Raw genomic sequence first — 21,238 nt, 5'->3', positions numbered from 1 at the left:
TCAGTTTCCCTCGATTTGATATTCCCCGAAGCCTTCGACTTCGATTGTATCTCCATCTCTTAATTTACGACCGCGGCGCTGGTCCTGCTCACCGTTCACTTTAATCATGACATCCTCTAAAAAGAACTTTGCTTGTCCCCCACTTGAGATGATATCTGCTAATTTTAAAAATTGTCCGAGCGTTACATACTCGGTTGTAATTGACACTTTTTCCATGTCGTCACTTCCTTTCTCACATGCTGATCTGAAAAAATCGCCATACATATTAGTTTATCGAAAATCGTCGAATAAGGCAAAAAGAGGGATGACAAGGCAAGACACCTCATCATCCCTATCCGCAGCTTACGATGTGCGGACTGGCAAAATCAGTTGAAGAACACTATCTTGTTCAACCGGTCGTAAAATGAACGGTCGCATCGAACCCGTGAACTGGATTTCGATTTCAGATGCATCGAGTGCGCGGAGCGCGTCCATCACGAATTTCGAGTTGAAGGAAATTTTTAGTTCTTCTCCTTCAAGCGACAGGATGCTGACACGTTCCGACACTTTTCCGACTTCCGGCGAGTGTGAAGAGACTTCAACTGCCGTTGTATCTTCCGCCACAAATTTAATGACGTTGTTGCGATCGGCACGTGCTAAGAGCGATGCACGGTCAATGGCCTGTAAGAACTCTTTCGCATTCATCCGAACGGCTGTGCGATATTCTTCCGGAATGAGACGTGACGTGTCTGGATAGGCACCGTCTAACAAACGAGAGAAGAATGAGATGTTTTTCATACGGAATAAAATTTGTTGGTCCGTTAAGACGATTTCAATCGGCAACTCTTCACGGTCGAGTAATTTTGCCAATTCGTTGAGTGAGCGACCAGGAACGACGACATTTTGGAACGTCAAATCGTTATCTGTCTCAAATCGCGCACGACGAAGCGCCAGACGGTGGCTATCGGTTGCGACACATGTAAGGAAGCCCTTTTCTGCTGAGAAGTTAACCCCTGTCAATACGGGACGTGTCTCCTGTGAAGAAACAGCGAAGCTCGTCTGACGGATGATGGTCTTCAATAGATCAGCCGGCAAATAGAAGCGACGATCACTCGCAAGTTCAGGTAGGCGTGGATATTCATCCGGGTCGAGACCGTTTAAATGGAACTCTGCCTGACCAGACTCAATGCGCGTCATGAAGTTCGGTGAAACTTCGAGTGTGACCTCGTTCGTCGGTAACTTCTTCACAATTTCTCCTAAGAAGCGTGCGTTCAACACGACGCTTCCAGCACGTTGAATTTGAATGAGTTCAATTCCACCCTCTTCGATTGGAATCAAGCGTTCAATCGAAATCTCGGTATCACTTCCTGTCAGTGTTAAGCCATCCGCATGTGCCTCAAGTTTCAAGCCTGTCAAAATTGGAATAGTCGTTCGTGAAGCCACAGCTTTTGATACGTCTTGTACGGCTTGCATGAATACATCTCGTTGAATCGTTAAATGCATGTGGATAATTCCTCCTAAGGTGAAATGAGTCCATTTCCTAATAATATAATAGTATTAATTAAGTCATAATAGTAATAAGGGCTGTGGATACTGGGGATAAGTCCCCTAATCCATACGTGTTAAGCCATTTCGCCTGTGAATAACTTGTGGATAACTAAGGTGGTTTATCCACAGGATATCCACAGTGAATTCTTCATTAGTTAGAAAGTGCCTTCTTCAACGTTTGAATCGTCTCTTGCATTTCCACATCGTTCTTTAGAAGGGTGCTAATTTTTTCATGTGCATGAATCACAGTCGTGTGATCACGCCCTCCGAACTCTTCCCCGATTTTTGGCAAGGAGCTCTCCGTCATCTCCCGCGAGAGATACATTGCGATTTGACGTGGGAATGCCAACGTCTTGGTTCGCTTTTTCGAGTTCAATTCTTCTACTTGAATGTTGAAGTGTTGACCGACAACTTCTTGAATATCGCGAATGACAATTTTCTTCGCTTCCTGGACAGGCATGATATTATGAAGCGCTTCGGCTGCCACGTCCGGGTCGATTGGTCTTCCGACAAGTTTTGCATAAGCGACGACTCGTGTCAGTGCCCCTTCTAGTTCCCGAATGTTCGTATCGATTTGATTCGCGATATACAGCATGACTTCATTCGAGATATCAAGCCCTTCCGCGGTCGCTTTTTTGCGAAGAATCGCAATTCGCGTCTCAAGGTCCGGTGGTGTGATGTCTGTGATTAGGCCCCATTCAAAGCGTGAACGAAGTCGATCCTCTAGCGTCGGGATTTCTTTTGGTGGTCGATCACTTGAAATCACGATTTGTTTCTGATCGTTGTGCAATGCATTGAATGTGTGGAAAAACTCTTCCTGGGTTTGTTCTTTCCCTGCTAAAAACTGAATATCATCAATCAATAGTACATCAATGTTTCGATAACGGTTCCGAAACTCACCGGTCTTATTATCCCGAATCGAATTGATAAATTCATTTGTGAACTTCTCAGAAGAGACATAGGCAATGCGAGCCCCCGGTTTTTGACCTTTTACATAATGACCAATCGCATGCATCAAATGTGTCTTACCAAGTCCAACGCCTCCGTAAATGAAGAGCGGGTTATAGGCGCGTGCAGGTGCTTCAGCGACAGCAAGTGATGCGGCGTGGGCAAAACGGTTCCCCGATCCAATGACAAACGTCTCGAAAATGTATTTGTCATTCAGTTGACCAAGATCCCCTTCCTCTTTTGAAGGTAATAGCACGGGCTGTTCTTTTGTTTCTGTCACGGCGATGGACTCATTTGACGATCCATCCGCTGGAGCATACTTGTGTGCTTGAGATTCTTCGATGAAATGAATTTCAAGCTTGTTGTTTGTGATCTCTTCAACCGTATCTTGTAACAGCGATAGATACTGTCGCTCTAACCACGTGACGATAAAACTGGCGGGGGCCGACACAACGAGCGTCGTTCCCATCAACGATATCCCCTCGGTTGATTTCAACCACATGTCAAAACTGGCTTTTGGAGTTCGTTCTTCTTCCTCGATTACCGATAAGACATTTCTCCAAATCTCGCGAGCATTCTTCAATGAAAGACCTCCTTTACTCACATGTTGGGTAAAACTTATTCACACGATATACACATACACTATTCTATAGTAGAAACTAGGGTTATCCCCAGAGAATAAAAACTGTGGATAAAGTTATCCACATGGTGTTCATTATGGGGATAACACTTATCCACAGCCTGTGTATATCTTGGAATCACGAATTGTTCATCCACAAGTTTGTGCACATTCAGTTTAGCAAAATAAAATAGACGTGGCAATGCTTTTTGGTATTTATCCACAGATAAAGAAAAGTATCCACACACACTTATCCACATGCTGTGTGTTTTGTGGATAACCTGTGGATATATTGTGGATAAAGCACTAATGATGGAATGTGAGATGAAAAAGTTATACACAAAAGAGGAAGAAGTGAAATGAAAGATTGTTTTTGTAAAAGAAGAAAATGAAAAAATAAAGAATGAGAATATGAAAAAAGAGGAGTTATTCACATATAAATGTGGATAACTTCGAGATTTTGTGGATAAAATGGCTCAACGTGGCTATTTATAAAGACCGTTTATAAAATACGTAAAGGTTGTGTATACATTCATCCCCTACTCGTCTTTCGGATAAGGATCGAATCCATGTGGATGAATGCTTTCTGAGTGCCTCATTCTACGAATTCGAAAACCATCCGAAAATACATTGACAATTGTTGAATCGATTTATATAATCTTAAAGACTGCCTTAAATGAAACTATAACTTGCTAATAGAGCGTTAATCTTGAGGAGGTGCTGTAACCATGAAACCAACTTTCAACCCTAACAACCGTAAGCGTAAGAAAGTTCACGGATTCCGTGCACGCATGGCGACTAAAAACGGTCGCAACATTCTTGCTGCTCGTCGTCGTAAAGGCCGTAAAGCCTTGACTGTATAATTCTGAATGAAGATTGCCCGGGGATCCTTTCCTCGGGCAATTTTTTAGTTTGTCACAGAAACGTAGTATTTCATGGATTCTCCCTCGTTCAAATGATGTGGATATGATATGATGTTAGTTGACGATTTTTGAAGCGAAGGATGGAGTGAGAATTTTGAAAAAAGAATACCGCCTGCAAAAGAATGAAGAGTTCCAAGCGGTGTTTCGCGAAGGACGCTCCGTGGCCAATCGTCAGTTTGTCGTCTACACGCTCAAAGCGGATCAAACGCATTTCAGAGTGGGTCTTTCCGTCAGTAAGAAACTTGGAAATGCTGTGGAACGGAACCGGATGAAACGATTGATGCGTGAGTCGCTTCGCTTGCTCGAACCAAACGTTGCACCGAATGATTATGTCATCATCGCTCGAAAACCTGCGACCGCATTGACGCAGTCGGAAGTGACCGAGAGTTTGAAACACGTATTCAAACGGGCCAAGGTTTGGCAAAAGCAGGGCCGGTGACCATGACAATCTGAATTTGTTCTCTCATATAATTAGAGTCTGATAAGATTGCCCGATCGACGTGTGCGTTAAAAAGAATTGATAAAGAAAGCGTAGGAGGAACTATGAGCAAAAAGCTAAAATTAGGATTACTCGCTGCCATGACCGCGGTCATCATGCTGATGGCAGGCTGTGTGGATCCGTCTACCATCCAAGCCGAACCAGTAACGGCTGACACAGAAGGTTTCTGGGCGAAGTACTTTGTATGGCCGCTCGCATGGCTTTTGAAGGAAGTTGCTTACTTGGTCGGTGGCCCGTGGCAATACGGGATTTCAATCATCATCGCGACGATTATCGTCCGGTTATTGATTCTCCCACTCATGATCAAGCAGACGAAGAGTATGGGTGCGATGCAAGTGTTGCAACCAGAAATGCTGAAGCTTCGTGAAAAGTACAGCTCAAAAGACCAGGAAACACAACGTAAACTCCAAGAAGAGATGATGAAGCTTTATCAGGAATACCAAATCAACCCGCTCGCGGGATGTTTGCCGATCTTGATTCAAATGCCGATTCTCTTCGCATTCTATGATGCGATTCGCCGTACACCTGAGATTTTCGAAGCGAACTTCTTATGGTTCGACCTCGGTGCTCCGGATCCAACGTTCGTCTTGCCGATCTTAGCGGCAATCTTGACGTTCGCACAACAAAAAATCTCAATGGCGGGTCAAGAACAGAACCCGCAGTTGAAGATGATGCTTTATATCTTCCCGGTTATGATCTTCGTCATGTCAATCAACCTTCCAGCTGCCCTTTCGTTATACTGGGTAGTCGGTTATATCATCTCGATCATCGTCACGATGGCAATCATGCTCCCGATGCGTGAGAAGATGAAGGTTGCGGCTGAAGCGAAAATCGCTGCGAAAGAAGCAGAGCGTGCAGCGCTTGCTGAAGAAGAAAAGAAAAACAAAAAGAAAAAGCGTAAATAATCGCTAAGCTGAGTGTCTCCTGACGCTCAGCTTTTTTTGTGGGATTGCAAGCCGGTCAGAGGGGAATAGAGTTAGAAACGAGTAAACGGAGGTGTGGGAAAATGGAGGCATTCATTCAGCGTTTGGAACGTTCGACGTTATGGCAAGCGGTCATTTATTTTGTACTTGGTGTTCTCATTTTGTTATATCCTCGATTTTTCTTTGATGTCATGGTGTATGTCATTGCCGGTTATTTAGCAATCATGGGGATTTGGATGATCTTTCAAGGGTTGCGTCGACGTCAGGGAGGGTTGCCACCCACTTTCTTTATGGGTCTCATCTATTTGATTTTGGCAGCGGTCGTCTTTTTCTTCGCAGAGACGCTAGCTAGTCTTCTCCCGATTTTGATCGGAGCCTTGTTCTTATTCGGTGGAATTATCCGCCTGATTCAGGCACTCGGTTACCGTCAATCGATGTCGGGACGATGGCTTTGGTTTTTGATTGGAAGTCTATTGTGGATAGGTGTCGGGATTCTCATGTTGACGAATCCGTTCAGTAGCCTGCTCGTGCTATTCCAATTGTTCGGTGGAATCCTCATCGCCATCGCGATACTGGAACTGTTCCTCTATTTCACGATTCGTTCGACGAAACGCCAAGCAAGATACTAAAAAACAAGCCGCCCTATATGCCAGGACGGCTTTTTTCTCGTTGAATCAACTGTTCCATGAACGGTCCGAACACGTTGTAGCCAGGTAGTGATGCGAAAAAAGTTTGCTCTGCCTGAAGTCGCTCCAGATAGATGTGGGCGGCTTTTTCATGAGTGGTGGGAGTCAATTGATTATAAAATGGATGTAGGTCGATTTCTTGCCGTTGTGTCACATCTTTTAAACCGAGGGATGCCCGGTCCGGTGTGTGGTGAGCGGCTAACACATATGCGAAATGAACCATTCCTTGCCGGAGCATCTCCGTTGCCCACATCGCGTTGCCTCGATTGCGTGATTTTGTATATTGGAAAAAGAACCACACGGTATCGAACGCATGGTCACTGATTGCCGCTTCGTCTAATTGTAAGGAAGTGACGTGTCTAGCAAGTCGCTGTTGTGGGTCGTAGATTACATGAATCGAGTCTTGATGATTCAACGTCTCTTGCGTGACCGTGAACAGGTCGAGGTGAAGAAAATCATCAAAGACAGCGATGAGTTGTGGCGCGACGATGTGAATCTCGTCTTTTAACAGAATCGGACGATAGGCGGTTACATGCTCGAGGCGTCTGGATAGAAAGGAGGCCTCCTCATCGGGGTGCACCATGACATAGAGGTCGATATCGGAATGTTCATCGGCTTCTCCCCGACCGAATGAGCCCTTCATAAAAATCGCTTGAACCGCTTCGTCGTGCTTTAATCGCTCGGTGATGATTCGGATTGCGTCTTGTTGGTTCATAATAGATGCCTCTCTCCTATGTAAATATATTTCTTTATTGTACGAAAACGATGAGTCGAATGGCAATGACTTGATCGATGGGCCAACTCTTTCGTTCAAGTCGAATATCGTGTATAGTAGGTTCGTTATGCATATGATAGAAGAAGATGTTTAGGTTTGGAGGGAGAAAGATGCTAGAGTTTGACACGATTACAGCGATTTCGACGCCGATGGGTGAAGGTGCCATCGGGATCGTCCGATTATCGGGCGATTTGGCGGTCGAAACGGTGAACAATGTGTTTTCTGGGAAAGACTTAACAACAGTCGATTCACATACGATTCATTATGGAACGTTAAAATATCCTAATACGGGCGAAATCGTCGATGAAGTCATGGTCAGTATTATGCGCGCACCGAAGACGTTTACGCGAGAAGATGTCGTCGAAATCAATTGTCACGGAGGCGTCGTGGCGGTCAATCGTGTCCTTGAGCTCATTCTCGATCAACCCGACATCCGTTTGGCAGAACCGGGCGAGTTCACGAAGCGCGCCTTTTTAAATGGCCGAATCGATTTATCTCAGGCGGAAGCCGTCATGGATCTCATTCGAGCGAAGACGGACCGGGCCATGAACGTTGCGATGGCGCAAATGGAAGGACGTTTGTCACGCCTCGTTCGCGAGTTACGTCAACAGTTGCTCGAGACGATTGCGGCGGTCGAGGTCAACATCGACTATCCAGAGTATGACGCAGAAGAGATGACCCAGGCCATCGTCGAAGAGAAAGCGGGCGAGGTCAAGCGTGTCCTCGAGCAGTTACTCGAGACAGCGCGACAAGGGAAAATCTTACGTGAAGGCTTGGCTACAGCAATCATCGGTCGACCGAACGTCGGTAAATCTTCTCTGATGAATACGCTCGTTCAAGAGACGAAAGCGATCGTCACCGAAATTGCCGGAACGACACGTGACACGATTGAGGAATACGTCAATGTGAAAGGTGTTCCGCTCAAATTGATCGACACGGCAGGGATTCGCGAAACGGAAGATATCGTGGAACGAATCGGTGTGGAAAAGTCGAGAAAAGCGTTAGAGGCGGCAGATTTGGTCCTTCTCGTCTTGAACGGACACGAGGGATTGACTGTCGAGGATGAGGCGTTATTTGAGGCAGTTAAAGGAATGAATGCCATCATCATCATCAACAAGACGGACTTGCCACAAAACATGGATTCTTCTAAGCTAGAGAAACTAGCGGCAGGACGTCCTATTGTGGCGACATCGCTCTTACTAGATGAAGGAATCGATGCCCTTGAAGCGGCCATCGCAAATCTCTTCTTCGCAAAAGGGGTCGAGTCACAAGATATGACGTATATCTCAAACGCTCGACACATTCAATTAATCAAACGAACGATTGGTCAAATTGATGAGGCGCTCGGGAGTGCCGTCATGAATATGCCAATCGACATGGTTCAAATCGATTTACGTCGTGCGTGGGATACGCTCGGTGAAATCAATGGAGATACCGTACAGGAGAGCTTGATTGATCAGCTCTTTTCACAGTTTTGTCTTGGGAAATAATAAGGAGGAACGAATATGGCTTATACGGCAGGCGAATTTGACGTCATCGTCATCGGGGCCGGACACGCAGGGATTGAAGCAGCACTCGCATCGGCTCGAATGGGCGCGAAAACAGCGATGCTCACCATGAACCCTGATATGGTCGGATTCATGTATTGCAATCCATCAATCGGTGGGCCGGCGAAAGGGATCGTCGTACGTGAAATCGATGCGCTCGGCGGCGAGATGGGGCGTGCGATTGACGCGACATACATCCAAATGAAGATGCTCAACACATCGAAAGGGCCGGCGGTACGTGCGCTACGTGCACAGGCGGACAAATTCCAATACCAAAATCACATGAAGAAAGTGCTAGAAGACGAGCCGAATTTACTGCTTCGTCAGGCGCTAGTCGAACGTTTGTTAATTGAGGACGGAGAAGTACGTGGCGTGGTAACGAACACAGGTTCAGAATATCGCGCGAAAGCGGTCATCGTCACAACGGGAACGTTCATGCGCGGTCAAATCATCATCGGGGAATTGGCATATGAAAGTGGCCCGAACAACCAAATGCCTTCGGTCGAGCTATCGAAGCATCTAGAAGAGCTCGGTCTCGACTTAGTTCGATTCAAAACGGGAACACCGCCACGAATCGACGGCAAGACGATCGATTACTCGAAGACGGAGATTCAACCAGGAGACGAGAATCCATCATTCTTCTCGTACACCTCGACGGATTTGAATCCAATCGAACAAATCCCATGCTGGCTCACGTACACGAGTGAGCGCACGCACCAATTGATTGATGAGAACTTGCATCGCTCACCGATGTACTCGGGTGCGATTAAAGGAACGGGACCACGTTATTGCCCATCGATTGAAGATAAGGTCGTTCGCTTTAATGATAAACCGCGTCACCAAATCTTCTTAGAGCCAGAAGGTCGCGATACGGAAGAAATCTATGTCCAAGGCTTTTCGACGAGTATGCCAGAAGACGTGCAACATCAGATGCTTCGCACGATCCCGGGTCTTGAAAATTCAGAGATGATGCGTCCCGGTTATGCGATTGAATACGATGCGGTCGTACCGACACAGCTTTGGCCAACTCTCGAAACAAAAGCTGTCCCAGGTCTTTTCACAGCGGGACAAATCAACGGGACGAGCGGGTACGAAGAAGCGGCTGGACAGGGCATCATGGCGGGAATCAACGCCGCATGCAAAGTGCTCGGAAAAGATCCGGTCATCTTGGACCGTTCGCAAGCGTACATCGGCGTCTTAATCGATGACCTCGTGACGAAAGGGACGAACGAACCGTATCGCCTTCTCACATCACGTGCCGAATACCGTCTTTTGTTGCGTCATGACAATGCGGACTTGCGACTCAGCGACATCGGGTATGAGATTGGCTTACTTTCAGAAGATCGTCACACTCACCTCAACGAGAAACGTGTAGCGATTGAAAAAGAAGTGAAGCGACTTGCGTCACTTGTCGTCAAACCGACACCTGAAGTCAATGCGATGCTCGAATCGGTCGGTGCGCACCCGCTTAAAGAAGCGACGCATGCCAACATCTTGTTGAAACGTCCGGAAGTATCTTATGAAGCACTCATGACGGTCGTTCCGTCAACGGAAGAATTGTCGTATGAAGTGAAAGAGCAAGTCGAGATTCAAGTGAAATATGAAGGCTATATTTCCAAACAGCTTGAACAAGTCGAGAAGATGCGTCGCATGGAAGAAAAACGAATCCCAGAAAACTTGGATTATGATGCGATCGGTGGTCTCGCGACAGAAGCGAAACAAAAACTAAAACAAGTTCGTCCTCTTTCGATCGGACAAGCGTCTCGTATCTCAGGCGTAAACCCAGCAGACGTGTCAATCTTGCTCGTCTATATCGAACAGGGACAATACGCAACGGTGGAGTGAAACGATGAACGAATCTCAATTTATTGAAGCGTTACGAGCTGAAGGGTTTGAACTGAGTGAGACACAACTCAGTCAGTTCAAACGTTACTTCGAAATGCTCGTCGAATGGAACGAAAAAATGAACTTAACGGCCATCACGGACCGGGAAGAAGTATATTTGAAGCACTTCTATGATTCGCTCAGCGCAGCGTTTCATTTCGATTTCACGAAAGTCGAAACCGTATGTGATGTCGGGGCAGGAGCGGGATTCCCGAGTCTTCCGCTTAAAATTTTATTCCCACACTTACACGTCACGATCATCGATTCGTTAAACAAACGCATCACCTTCTTGAACGAATTGGCCCTCGCCCTCGGGCTCGAAGGTGTCGCGTTCCATCATGGTCGCGCTGAAGAGTTCGGAAAAAATAAAAAGTTCCGCGAACAGTTTGACGTCGTCACAGCGCGTGCGGTTGCCCGCATGACCGTGTTGGCGGAATACTGTTTGCCACTCGCGAAAGTAGGCGGAAGCTTCGTCGCGCTTAAAGCGGCCAAGGTTTCTGACGAGATGGCAGACGCCAAAAACGCTTTAGCCGTTCTAGGTGGGAAAGAAAAAGCGACACACCAGTTCCTATTGCCAGGAGAGATGAGTGAGCGTAATATCGTAGTTGTAGATAAACTACGAAAAACGCCCGGGAAATATCCGCGTAAAGCGGGGACACCGGCGAAAGAGCCACTTATCTGATGATGTCGTTTCACGTGAAACAAAAGCAGATTCCAGTGGTGGAGTCTGCTTATTTTTTTACATAAAGGGGTGCCCGACGTTGAAGAATAGATTTGCGAAATTGTTCGGTGTGAATCGAAAAGACGAAGTTGCCGTGACGCAGATTGCGGAAGTTCGAGCGGATGACACGGTACAAGAACTCTCGTTATCACGGTTGCGTCCAAACCGTTATCAACCGCGTAAAGTGTTCGAACCGGCAAAAATTGAAGAGTTGGCAACGACGATTTCGGAACATGGACTCCTTCAACCAATCGTGGTTCGAAAGGCAGATGGGGACTGTTATGAAATCATTGCCGGGGAGCGTCGTTTCCGTGCGGTGAAATCGCTTGGTTGGTCAGCGATTCCGGCAATCGTTCGCGATATGGACGATGATACGACGGCTGCACTCGCCTTGATTGAAAACTTGCAGCGTGAGCAGTTAAGCCCGATTGAAGAGGCGGAAGCATATGATCGTTTACTCGCCTTGAACGGTTTGACGCAAGATGCGCTCGCGAAGAGTCTAGGCAAGAGTCAATCCACGATCGCCAATAAGTTGCGCTTGTTAAAATTGCCGGAGGATGTGAAGCAGTCGCTTCGCGATCGTCGGATCAACGAGCGACATGCGCGTGCGTTGTTGCCGTTGAAGGAAGAAGGATTGCAACTTCAAGTGCTCGCAGAAGTGTTAGAACAGGATTTTAACGTCAAGGAGACAGAAGAACGCGTCGCCTTTTTAACAACACCGATCGAAGAAGAGAAGCGAAAGCCGAAAAAACAACGTCGTCGGACGAAAAGTTTTGCGCGTGACACGCGAATCGCCATCAACACGATTCGTGACTCAATCGATTTGATTGGGAAAACAGGGATTGACGTCCAAACTGAAGAAGTAGACGAAGAGGAATTTGTTGAAATTCGAATTCGCATCCCGAAAGCGCGGCCTCAAAAATGAGTCCGTGCTTTTTTATACAATGAAGGAGGTTTGTAGATGGAACGATTAGCATTAAAATTCATTCGCCCAAACCCGAATCAGCCCCGGAAACAATTTGAGGTGGAAAAATTAGAAGAGTTGCGTCAATCCATTGAGCGATATGGCGTCCTACAACCAATCGTCGTTCGAAAAGCGACAGGATACTATGAAATCATTGCCGGGGAACGACGGTTTCAGGCGGCGAAGCTCGCTGGGAAAGAAGACATTCCTGCCCTCGTCGTCACGGCGGACTCCGATCGCGTCATGGAGTTGGCGCTGATTGAAAACATTCAGCGGGCAGACTTGAATGCCATCGAAGAGGCTGTCGCCTATGAACAGTTGATGCAGACGCTAGGTCTGACGCAACAACAGTTGGCCGATCGCGTCGGGAAGAGCCGCAGTCATGTGACGAACAGTCTTCGCCTCCTTCGATTGCCGAGTGCCGTCCAGCATGCGGTCATGGTCGGAGATTTGACGATGGGACATGCACGTGCCATCACGGGTATGAAATCGGAACAAGCGATGGAACAGATTGCGAAACGGGTCATTGCCGAGCATTGGACGGTCCGTCGCCTCGAGCGTTACTTACAAAAAGAGCGCACAGAAAAAAAGACGCTGAAGCGATCGAACGCCGATATCGAAGCGGTCGAAGCGGTGCTTGCGGAGCGTCTTCAGATGGATGTGTCGATTCGTCCGCGCCGAAAAGGCGGCGTCCTCGAGTTGAAGTATTTTTCACAAGACGACTTGGAACAATTGTTGACGTTATTATCGCCTCAAGACTTTGATTCATCTCGTGACTGACGAAGACGCGTGATGGCCGCCTCTTCGTGATGCAGGCGCCCGATCCGTGTATCAAAATCGGCGAATCCGTCTGTGATGAAACGTGCGAGTTCATATACAAGATGGAGACGGGTATTCTGTAGAATCATCATCTCCATGAATCCACTTACGTTCACGACGGCTTTAATATTGTAAGCGCCGACTGCCGGAAGTTCTTTTTGGACACCGGCCCCTGGAGCGAGCGGACCTTCCGAAAAGAAGACATAACCGACACTTGATAAACGTCCGAGACAGGCGTCGATAGCGATAATGAGCGGTTGATGGAAGCGCGTTTGAATCTCATGTAACGTTTCCACCAAATTGAGTGCGTGTACAGGCTTCGTTAATGTGCCGTATACATGTAAATTTCGGATATGACGTTCTTCTAAAAACGTTCCGACGAGCGGACCGAGTGAATCACCGGTCGAACGGTCCGAACCGATGCAAACAAGGACGATGGGGCGATGGATTTCATTGACCAACTGTTCATGAAGCTGGTCCGCAAGCAATCTGGATCCACTCCGCTCAGTGTGTTCAATGAAAAAAGAGTATGGTTTATGAGGTTTTAAGCGAAACGGCATGAATCTCATCCTCTCTTCTAAGCTGCCTATTCCTAGTTGCAGTTGGGGGATTGATCTCGTATTAATCCATTCCCAAAAGTGGAAAACTTCTAACTTCCGAATGCAGTGTTTGAGAAAAGTCGTGAAATATGTTTTGATAATTTAGAATCTACGACTTTGAGGTGAAAAGATGGCTTCGCAAAATACAGAAAAAGATTTAAATACGGTTGCCGATGAGACAATCGACAGCGTGAACCGATTCGTCGAGTACTTTAAAGATACAGACATGTGGATTGGTTTAGGGATCAAGCTCGCCGGTGTGGCGCTCATCATCCTTGGTTTATATATCGCAACACGCATTTTGACAACGATGGTCGAGCGTGTGTTTACGCTCCGCAAAATAAAAGAACATGATATCGTCGCCCAGCGACAGAATGAAACGTTATTAAAATTAGCCCAAAACACAATCCGCTATGTGATCGGGTTGATTATGGTCTTGACGGTGCTCGGACAATTCGGTGTGAATATCGCCGGTTTGATTGCATCAGCCGGGGTCGCGGGTCTTGCAATCTCATTCGGGGCACAAAGTTTGGTGAAAGACGTCATCACAGGGGCGTTCATCATCTTTGAAAACCAATACAAGAACGGGGATTACGTCAATTTGAACCAACAAGTCGACGGGACGGTCATCGAGGTCGGAATCCGGACGACGAAGTTAAAAGGATTAAACGGACAAGTGACGATTATTCCGAACGGACAAATCTTACAAGTGACGAACTACTCGCTTGAAAACAGCGTCGCTGTTGTCGATATTGGGGTTGCGTACGAAGAAGATATGTCAAAAGTAGAACAAGCGCTCAAGGAAATTGCGAAAACGGTCGAAGCACGCTATCACGACTTGTTCATCAAGCCAATCGACTTGGCTGGAGTGCAGTCGCTCGGACCATCGGAAGTGGTGTACCGATTAATGGCGGAAGTCCCGCCGACCCAGCACTTCGCAGCTGGTCGAATTTTGCATAAAGAGTTAAAGGCTGGACTTGACGAGCGCGGGATTGAAATTCCATACCCACGTACGGTCATGATGCCACCGAACTCGGCTCCTAAAGGAGGAGAAGCAGAAAATGCAAAGTAAAACCTATGCATTGAACGATATTGTGGAAATGAAAAAACCACATGCCTGTAAGACGAACCGCTGGCAAATCACGCGTGTCGGGATGGACATTCGGATCAAGTGCCAAGGCTGCGGAGCTAGTGTGCTCATGCAACGCCGTGATTTTGATAAGCGATTCAAGAAAGTGCTTGAACAAGGGAACGCCGCCGAATAAGCGGCGTTTTTCTTTAGGTTATGAACGTGAGTTGCGGTTTAATCGTGGACTATCTATAATTGTGAAGGATGTGACGGTGTGGTGTACTGAATGTACCCACTCCACAGACGGCTTAACATTTCCCGGGAAACACCGGATGAGGAGGAAATACTAGTGGGATTAACAGCAGGAATTGTCGGATTGCCAAACGTCGGGAAATCGACATTGTTTAATGCGATTACACAAGCAGGAGTCGAGGCGGCCAACTATCCGTTCGCGACGATCGACCCGAACGTCGGCGTCGTAGAAGTACCGGATGCGCGCCTTGATCGATTGACAGAACTCGTCAAACCGAAAAAAACGGTACCAACAGCATTTGAGTTTACAGATATCGCTGGAATCGTGAAAGGTGCGTCAAAAGGTGAAGGTCTCGGAAACAAATTCTTGGCGAACATTCGCGAAGTAGATGCGATTTGCCAAGTCGTCCGTTGTTTTGAAGACGAGAACATCACGCACGTCGCAGGTCGTGTCTCACCAATCGATGACATTACGACTATCAATCTTGAATTGATCTTAGCTGATCTTGAGCAAGTCGATAAACGAATCGCACGTGTTCAAAAAATGGTGAAGGCAAAAGATAAAGGTGCGGTACAAGAACTTGAAGCACTCGAAATCGTGCGAGATGTTCTTGAATCAGAGCGCCCGGCACGTGTCGCTGAATTATCAGAAGATCAACTCGCGATCGTCAAACACTTCCAATTGCTTACGATGAAGCCGATGCTTTACGTGGCGAACGTGAGTGAGGATGAAGTGGCAGATGCCGATTCGAACGAGTTTGTACAAGCAGTCCGTGATCACGCGGCAACAGAAGGATCGAAAGTCATCGTCATCTGTGCACGAATCGAAGAAGAAATTTCAGAACTCGAACCGGAAGAACGCCTCGAGTTCTTACAAGATCTCGGAATCGAAGAGTCAGGACTTGATCAATTGATCCGTGCGGCTTACTCGACACTTGGTCTTGCGACATACTTCACGGCAGGTGAGAAGGAAGTTCGTGCATGGACGTTCAAACAAGGGATGAAAGCCCCACAATGTGCCGGTGTCATCCACTCTGACTTCGAACGTGGATTCATCCGTGCCGAAGTCGTGTCGTATGACGACCTTTCAGCAGCAGGAAACATGACGACGGTGAAAGAACAAGGAAAACTTCGTTCAGAAGGAAAAGAATACGTCTTCCAAGATGGCGACGTTGTCACGTTCCGCTTCAACGTATAAGTTGATTTACGGAAACGTATTGTAAAAGTCAAGGAAGTTTGATAGTATATTATGACGTGAGTAAAACAATTGTTTGCTCCTTGCTCCTACAACCGGTAGGGGCCGTTAGTCCAAGAGGAGGTGAAAGATAATGCGTAAATACGAACTTCTTTACATTATCCGTCCATCAGTTGATGAGGAAGCGAAGAAAGCTTTAATCGAGCGCTTCAACAACGTCATCACTGAAAACGGTGGTACTGTTGAAAAAACAACAGACATGGGTAAACGTCGTTTCGCTTATGAAATCAACAAGATGCGCGAAGGACACTACGTTCTTCTTAACATCGTTGCTGAACCTAAAGCGATCTTAGAAACAGAGCGTCTCATGAAGATCTCTGACGACGTTGTCCGTCAAATGACAACAAAAGACGAGCGTTAATCCTTAACGTTTCGTATCGTGAAAGGGGAGCTTGGAGATGATTAACCGAGTTGTGTTAGTTGGTCGATTGACTCGCGATCCCGAAATGCGTTATACGCAGAGCGGAATCGCCGTAACACGCCTTACTCTCGCTTGCGATCGTCCATTCGCTGGACAAGATGGGAAGCGCGAGACGGACTTTATTGATTGTGTCGTTTGGCGCAAACAAGCAGAGAACGTAGCACAATACTTGAAAAAGGGCAGCATGGCCGGCGTTGACGGTCGCCTTCAAATCAGTAGTTACGAAGGACAAGATGGCCAACGTCGTTACCGGGCAGAAGTAGTCGCAGACAGCGTACGCTTCCTTGAACCACGCGGAGCCTCAGGGCAACGTGAGCAAGCACCATCTGGAGATGTCTTCGGTGGTGGTGAATCAAGTGGATCAGGATGGGGCGCAGGAGCCGCTTCGACTTCATCTCAGTCCTCGAATTCGAATAAAGGTTTTGACGCAGATCCGTTCTCGGGTGGCGGCAAAATCGACTTGTCAGATGATGATTTGCCATTCTAATCATCATGGACAATAAAAACTAACCTATAAAGGAGGTCTTCACATGGCACGTCGTCCAGGAGGTCGTCGTCGTCGTAAAGTATGTTTCTTTACGTCGAACAACATCACTCATATCGATTATAAAGACGTAGAATTGCTCAAACGCTTCGTTTCGGAGCGTGGTAAAATTCTTCCACGTCGTGTGACTGGTACTTCAGCGAAATACCAACGTCCACTTACTGTCGCTATCAAGCGCTCACGTCAAATGGCTTTGCTTCCATACGTTGCAGAGTAATTGTTTGACGAACGGCTTATCCTCTTGGATAAGTCGTTTTTTTGTATTTCATCTCGTCTGTAAGTGTGTAAGTGAAACCGACGAATATGGTATGATAGAGCAGAAACCTTTACGATTCCATGGGTGAACATTACTCATTTTAGGAGGCATACATGCACAGTGGTGAAGCATTAACATCCGTGAAGAACCAATACGCGCGGCACATGATTCCATACGTGATTGGATTCCTTGTCTCGTTAGGATTGGCGTTCTACAACATTGTGGCGGCAATCACCCTGTTTATGGGCACGCTGATTTTTTTCATCTATCAGCAAGTGACGATGCGACGGGAGCGTAAAAATTGGGAACAGTATGTCCTCTCTCTCTCTCATCAAATCGAAGAGGTCGGAAAAGAAGCATTGACGACGATGCCGATTGGGATTTTAGTCTTTGACCAGGACCGACGGATCAGTTGGTATAACGAACAATCACGATTGATTTTCGAACTCGATATGGCGATTGGAATACCGCTTGATGCGCTCCATTCCGCCTTCGATGAATTGATTGAAGAAGAAGAGGATGAAGCCACGATTGAAGTGGGTGACCGTGTCTATCGTGTTTATTACAATCAAATCCATCAAACCCTCTATTTATTTGATATGACCGAAGAAGCGGAGATGGAACAAAAGTATGTTCAAACGCAGACGGTTATCGGTATTTTGTATTTAGATAACTATGACGAGATGTCGACTGCGGTGGATGAACAGGTCCGTAGTGAAGTCAATCGTCGGGTGACGGTGCTCCTCAATCAATGGGCGCAGCGGCATCATATCTACATGCGTCGTACAGCTGCGGACCGCTTTTTCCTCGTCATGAATGAACGGACGCTATCTGAACTTGAAAACAACCGCTTTTCAATCTTGGATGAAGTGCGTGATGCGACGAAGGAACAAAGAATCCCGTTGACGTTATCAATCGGGATTGGGTGCGGTGAAACGACATTGACGGAGCTCGGTAATCTCTCTCAGTCGAGTCTAGATTTAGGACTTGGCCGTGGTGGTGACCAGGCAGTCGTTAAGCGTCATAATGGGAAAGTTCGTTTCTTCGGCGGGAAGACAAATCCGACCGAGAAGCGAACGCGTGTCCGGGCACGTGTCATCTCGAACTCGATGCGTGACCTCATTCGGGAATCGAGCCGTGTCCTTGTGATGGGACATAAGAATCCAGATATGGACTCGCTCGGGGCTTCCATCGGTGTCATGAAATTGGCTGAGTTTGTCGGGCGCGAGGCGTATGTCGTCATTCCATCCGGTGAGACGAGTGTCGGGATTCAGCGGCTCGTCCATGAAGTAGAGAACGATGACTCGTTATACAGCCAATTCCTGACCGAGTATGAGGCACAGCCACTCATCGATGAACAGACATTACTCGTCGTCGTCGATACACACCGTCCGTCCCTCGTCATTTCAAAAGACATTTTGGATCGGTCGGAGCAGGTCGTCGTCATCGACCACCATCGTCGCGGGGAAGAGTTTATCGAAGATCCGGTTCTCGTGTATATGGAGCCTTACGCATCATCAACGAGTGAGCTCGTCACAGAATTGATTGAGTATCAGGCGGGAAGCCGAAAGCTCTCGATTTTAGAGGCGACGTCACTTCTCGCGGGGATCATGGTCGATACGAAAGGATTTACGCTCCGTACGGGATCCCGTACGTTTGATGCGGCATCCTTCTTGCGAGTTCAAGGTGCTGACACGGTTCTCGTACAGCACTTCATGAGACAAGACCTCGATGCTTATATCGAGCAGTCTCAGATTTTGAGAAACACCGAAATTTATGCAGGTGGGATGGCGATCGCGGTCGCTTCTGACGACGAGGCACACCATCAAGTGTTGATCGCTCAGTCTGCAGACCAGTTGCTGAATATGGAAGGCGTCAAAGCCTCGTTCGTCATCGCCGTCTTACCGGACGGACGTACGGGAATCAGCGCGCGGTCGCTCGGCGACGTCAACGTCCAGGTCATCATGGAAATGCTTGATGGCGGTGGCCATTTGACGAATGCGGCGACGCAACTTGAGGTGAGTCGCGAACAAGCGAACGTCATGTTGAAAGAGGCAATCGATCATTATTTAACAGATGAAACTGAAGGAGAGGAATTAGAATGAAAGTCATTTTGAAAGTAGATGTAAAAGGACAAGGGAAAGCTGGAGAAGTGAAAAACGTGGCAGACGCTTACGCTAAAAACGTCTTGTTCAAGAAGAACTTGGCAGTGGAAGCGACACCAGGAAACCTGAAAGCATTTGCGGCTAAAGAACGTCGTGCCGAAGAAGCAGCAGAAGAAGAGTTGAACGAAGCGAAACAACTAAAAGAAAAGCTTGAAAAAGAGACGATTTCCGTCACGACGAAAGCCGGTGAAGGCGGTCGCGTGTTCGGTTCGGTCACGAGCAAGCAAATCGCGGATGCCCTTAAATCGATGGGCTACAAAATCGATAAGCGTAAAATTGAACTCGAGCATCCGATCAAGGCGCTCGGTTTCACGAAAGTGCCAGTGAAGTTGCACCATGACGTCGTCGCGACGTTGAATGTACATGTACAAGAAGCTTGAAGGTGAGGTAGAGACGGATGAGTGATGCGATTCAAGTCAATACACCACCGCATAGCGTGGAAGCGGAGCAAGCCGTCTTAGGGGCAATCATCCTCGATTCGGATCGGTTGATTACGGCCTCAGAGCGGGTCGACCCGGACGACTTTTATCGTGTCAGCCACCAGCGCATCTTTGAAGCGATGCTAAAAATCAATGACCGAGGCGAGCTCGTCGACTTGGTCACGCTCAGTTCCGAGTTACAGGCGCAAGGGATTTTGGACGAAATCGGGGGCCTCAACTATTTGGCGGAGGTCGCGGAATCCGTTCCCGCCATCGGGAACATCGGCTATTACTTGAACGTCGTCGACCAAAAGGCGGCACTCCGTCGCCTGATTCGAACTGCGACCAACATTGTCTCGGATGGTTATGAGCGTCAAGATGAGGTGGATTCTGTTTTATCTGATGCCGAGCGAAATATTCTAAAAGTATCGCAGCGAAAAGGACAATCGAGCTTCCACCCGATTGGTTCTGTCTTATCCGATGCGTACTCGACGATTGAAAAGCTGCATCAGTCGAGCGGTGAAATCACCGGGATTGCGACCGGGTTCACGGATTTGGATAAGATGACGGCCGGTTTCCAACGAAACGATTTGATTATCGTGGCCGCCCGTCCATCTGTCGGGAAGACCGCGTTCGCCTTGAACATCTCGCAAAACGTCGCGGTCCGTACGGGTGAAAACGTCGCCATCTTCAGTTTGGAGATGGGTGCCGAGCAACTCGTCATGCGTATGTTATGTGCGGAAGGGAACATCGATGCCCAGCGCCTCCGGACCGGTCGTCTTGAAGCGGAAGATTGGGGTCGTCTCTCCCTTGCGATGTCGTCGCTCTCCCAAGCAGGCATCTACATCGACGATACACCGGGTCTTCGGGTCAACGAAATCCGAGCCAAATGTCGTCGATTGAAGCAGGAACATGGTCTCGGGATGATCATGATTGACTACTTGCAGCTCATCGTCGGGAACGGGAAACCGGGCGAGAACCGCCAACAAGAAGTATCGGAAATCTCACGTACGCTCAAAGCAATCGCACGGGAACTACAAGTACCGGTCATCGCCTTGTCTCAGCTCTCACGTGGCGTAGAGAGTCGTCAAGACAAGCGACCGATGATGTCCGATATCCGTGAATCGGGAGCAATCGAGCAGGATGCCGATATCGTCGCCTTCCTCTATCGTGATGACTATTACGATAAAGAGAGTGAAGACGCCAATACGATTGAAATCATCATTGCGAAACAACGTAACGGTCCGACCGGTACGGTCAAGCTCTCCTTCAGGAAAGAGTACAACAAGTTCGTCAATATGGAGACGCAAGCCTTCGCACCACCGATGTAACGTCGGTGGTGTCTTTTTTTGTATAGGATTAGATCAAAATGACGAACGAATAGTTACATCTTATATAAAACGTTCGGTATTCAATTGACTTT

23 protein-coding genes are annotated in these 21,238 nt (G+C 47.5%); 18 read left to right on the top strand and 5 right to left on the bottom strand.

What is annotated here, in order from left to right:
* The 3 genes from yaaA to dnaA form a co-directional block, all read right to left on the bottom strand.
* Window positions 1–216, bottom strand: a complete 216-nt coding sequence (yaaA, locus tag KNO69_RS12255; protein ID WP_015880213.1) for a S4 domain-containing protein YaaA — start codon at window positions 214–216, stop codon at window positions 1–3.
* Between the two features lie 126 nt (window positions 217–342).
* Complete coding sequence (gene dnaN / locus KNO69_RS12250; protein ID WP_026824743.1) at window positions 343–1,482, bottom strand: DNA polymerase III subunit beta; 1,140 nt, start codon at window positions 1,480–1,482, stop codon at window positions 343–345.
* Window positions 1,483–1,678: 196 nt separating this feature from the next.
* Window positions 1,679–3,058: a chromosomal replication initiator protein DnaA gene (gene dnaA, locus KNO69_RS12245; protein WP_015880215.1), complete on the bottom strand. Its 1,380-nt coding sequence runs from the start codon at window positions 3,056–3,058 to the stop codon at window positions 1,679–1,681.
* Between the two features lie 764 nt (window positions 3,059–3,822).
* Between dnaA and rpmH the strand changes: the two genes are divergently transcribed.
* The 4 genes from rpmH to KNO69_RS12225 all read left to right on the top strand — a co-directional run bounded on the left by rpmH (window position 3,823) and on the right by KNO69_RS12225 (window position 6,068).
* The gene (gene rpmH / locus KNO69_RS12240; protein WP_015880216.1) at window positions 3,823–3,957 is read left to right on the top strand and encodes a 50S ribosomal protein L34; all 135 of its coding nucleotides are present in this window, start codon (window positions 3,823–3,825) and stop codon (window positions 3,955–3,957) included.
* Window positions 3,958–4,111: 154 nt separating this feature from the next.
* Entirely contained in the window at window positions 4,112–4,456 is a 345-nt protein-coding gene (gene rnpA / locus KNO69_RS12235) for a ribonuclease P protein component (RefSeq protein ID WP_015880217.1), read from the top strand.
* A gap of 104 nt (window positions 4,457–4,560) precedes the next feature.
* Entirely contained in the window at window positions 4,561–5,421 is an 861-nt protein-coding gene (gene yidC / locus KNO69_RS12230) for a membrane protein insertase YidC (RefSeq protein ID WP_015880218.1), read from the top strand.
* 101 nt (window positions 5,422–5,522) lie between these two features.
* Window positions 5,523–6,068, top strand: a complete 546-nt coding sequence (locus KNO69_RS12225) for an HdeD family acid-resistance protein (protein ID WP_031424079.1) — start codon at window positions 5,523–5,525, stop codon at window positions 6,066–6,068.
* Window positions 6,069–6,081: 13 nt separating this feature from the next.
* Here KNO69_RS12225 and KNO69_RS12220 read toward each other — a convergent pair whose 3' ends face one another.
* Window positions 6,082–6,840 carry a nucleotidyltransferase domain-containing protein gene (locus tag KNO69_RS12220; protein ID WP_214818333.1) on the bottom strand — a complete coding sequence of 253 codons (759 nt, stop codon included), beginning with the start codon at window positions 6,838–6,840 and terminating at the stop codon, window positions 6,082–6,084.
* 170 nt (window positions 6,841–7,010) lie between these two features.
* Here KNO69_RS12220 and mnmE point away from each other — a divergent pair, with 170 nt between their 5' ends.
* The 5 genes from mnmE (at window position 7,011) to KNO69_RS12195 (ending at window position 12,796) form a co-directional block, all read left to right on the top strand.
* Window positions 7,011–8,390 (top strand): tRNA uridine-5-carboxymethylaminomethyl(34) synthesis GTPase MnmE, encoded by a 1,380-nt coding sequence (mnmE, locus tag KNO69_RS12215; protein WP_031424082.1) that lies wholly within the window; start codon window positions 7,011–7,013, stop codon window positions 8,388–8,390.
* 15 nt (window positions 8,391–8,405) lie between these two features.
* A complete protein-coding gene (mnmG, locus tag KNO69_RS12210) occupies window positions 8,406–10,292 on the top strand; it encodes a tRNA uridine-5-carboxymethylaminomethyl(34) synthesis enzyme MnmG (protein ID WP_015880222.1) in 1,887 nt (628 codons plus the stop codon).
* 4 nt (window positions 10,293–10,296) lie between these two features.
* Complete coding sequence (gene rsmG, locus KNO69_RS12205; protein ID WP_015880223.1) at window positions 10,297–11,013, top strand: 16S rRNA (guanine(527)-N(7))-methyltransferase RsmG; 717 nt, start codon at window positions 10,297–10,299, stop codon at window positions 11,011–11,013.
* 79 nt (window positions 11,014–11,092) lie between these two features.
* Entirely contained in the window at window positions 11,093–11,977 is an 885-nt protein-coding gene (noc, locus tag KNO69_RS12200) for a nucleoid occlusion protein (RefSeq protein WP_015880224.1), read from the top strand.
* 36 nt (window positions 11,978–12,013) lie between these two features.
* Window positions 12,014–12,796: a ParB/RepB/Spo0J family partition protein gene (locus KNO69_RS12195; protein WP_031424085.1), complete on the top strand. Its 783-nt coding sequence runs from the start codon at window positions 12,014–12,016 to the stop codon at window positions 12,794–12,796.
* Here the strand turns inward: KNO69_RS12195 and yyaC are convergent.
* Window positions 12,769–13,395, bottom strand: coding sequence for a spore protease YyaC (gene yyaC / locus KNO69_RS12190; protein ID WP_078145959.1), 627 nt, complete (start codon window positions 13,393–13,395; stop codon window positions 12,769–12,771). The two genes, KNO69_RS12195 and yyaC, sit on opposite strands and share 28 nt — an antisense overlap.
* Before the next feature lie 169 nt (window positions 13,396–13,564).
* Here yyaC and KNO69_RS12185 point away from each other — a divergent pair, with 169 nt between their 5' ends.
* From KNO69_RS12185 to dnaB, 9 genes are all read left to right on the top strand, one after another.
* Window positions 13,565–14,506 (top strand): mechanosensitive ion channel family protein, encoded by a 942-nt coding sequence (locus KNO69_RS12185; protein WP_074035244.1) that lies wholly within the window; start codon window positions 13,565–13,567, stop codon window positions 14,504–14,506.
* A complete protein-coding gene (locus KNO69_RS12180) occupies window positions 14,496–14,699 on the top strand; it encodes a DUF951 domain-containing protein (protein WP_047795718.1) in 204 nt (67 codons plus the stop codon). Before KNO69_RS12185 ends, KNO69_RS12180 begins: the two co-directional genes overlap by 11 nt.
* Window positions 14,700–14,852: 153 nt before the next feature.
* A complete protein-coding gene (gene ychF, locus KNO69_RS12175; RefSeq protein WP_031424089.1) occupies window positions 14,853–15,953 on the top strand; it encodes a redox-regulated ATPase YchF in 1,101 nt (366 codons plus the stop codon).
* Window positions 15,954–16,083: 130 nt separating this feature from the next.
* Window positions 16,084–16,371 carry a 30S ribosomal protein S6 gene (rpsF, locus tag KNO69_RS12170; RefSeq protein WP_015880230.1) on the top strand — a complete coding sequence of 96 codons (288 nt, stop codon included), beginning with the start codon at window positions 16,084–16,086 and terminating at the stop codon, window positions 16,369–16,371.
* Between the two features lie 37 nt (window positions 16,372–16,408).
* Window positions 16,409–16,918, top strand: coding sequence for a single-stranded DNA-binding protein (gene ssb / locus KNO69_RS12165; RefSeq protein ID WP_015880231.1), 510 nt, complete (start codon window positions 16,409–16,411; stop codon window positions 16,916–16,918).
* A 43-nt stretch (window positions 16,919–16,961) separates the two neighbouring features.
* The gene (gene rpsR / locus KNO69_RS12160) at window positions 16,962–17,192 is read left to right on the top strand and encodes a 30S ribosomal protein S18 (RefSeq protein WP_015880232.1); all 231 of its coding nucleotides are present in this window, start codon (window positions 16,962–16,964) and stop codon (window positions 17,190–17,192) included.
* Between the two features lie 152 nt (window positions 17,193–17,344).
* Complete coding sequence (locus tag KNO69_RS12155; protein ID WP_214818331.1) at window positions 17,345–19,336, top strand: DHH family phosphoesterase; 1,992 nt, start codon at window positions 17,345–17,347, stop codon at window positions 19,334–19,336.
* Window positions 19,333–19,776, top strand: coding sequence for a 50S ribosomal protein L9 (rplI, locus tag KNO69_RS12150; protein WP_214784585.1), 444 nt, complete (start codon window positions 19,333–19,335; stop codon window positions 19,774–19,776). Before KNO69_RS12155 ends, rplI begins: the two co-directional genes overlap by 4 nt.
* 17 nt (window positions 19,777–19,793) lie before the next feature.
* Entirely contained in the window at window positions 19,794–21,146 is a 1,353-nt protein-coding gene (gene dnaB / locus KNO69_RS12145) for a replicative DNA helicase (protein WP_015880235.1), read from the top strand.
* Window positions 21,147–21,238: the final 92 nt, after the last annotated feature.

Origin of the sequence: Exiguobacterium sp. s131, assembly GCF_018617345.1 — a bacterium.
Lineage (GTDB): Bacteria > Bacillota > Bacilli > Exiguobacteriales > Exiguobacteriaceae > Exiguobacterium > Exiguobacterium profundum.
This window is presented reverse-complemented; position numbering and strand designations above follow the sequence as displayed.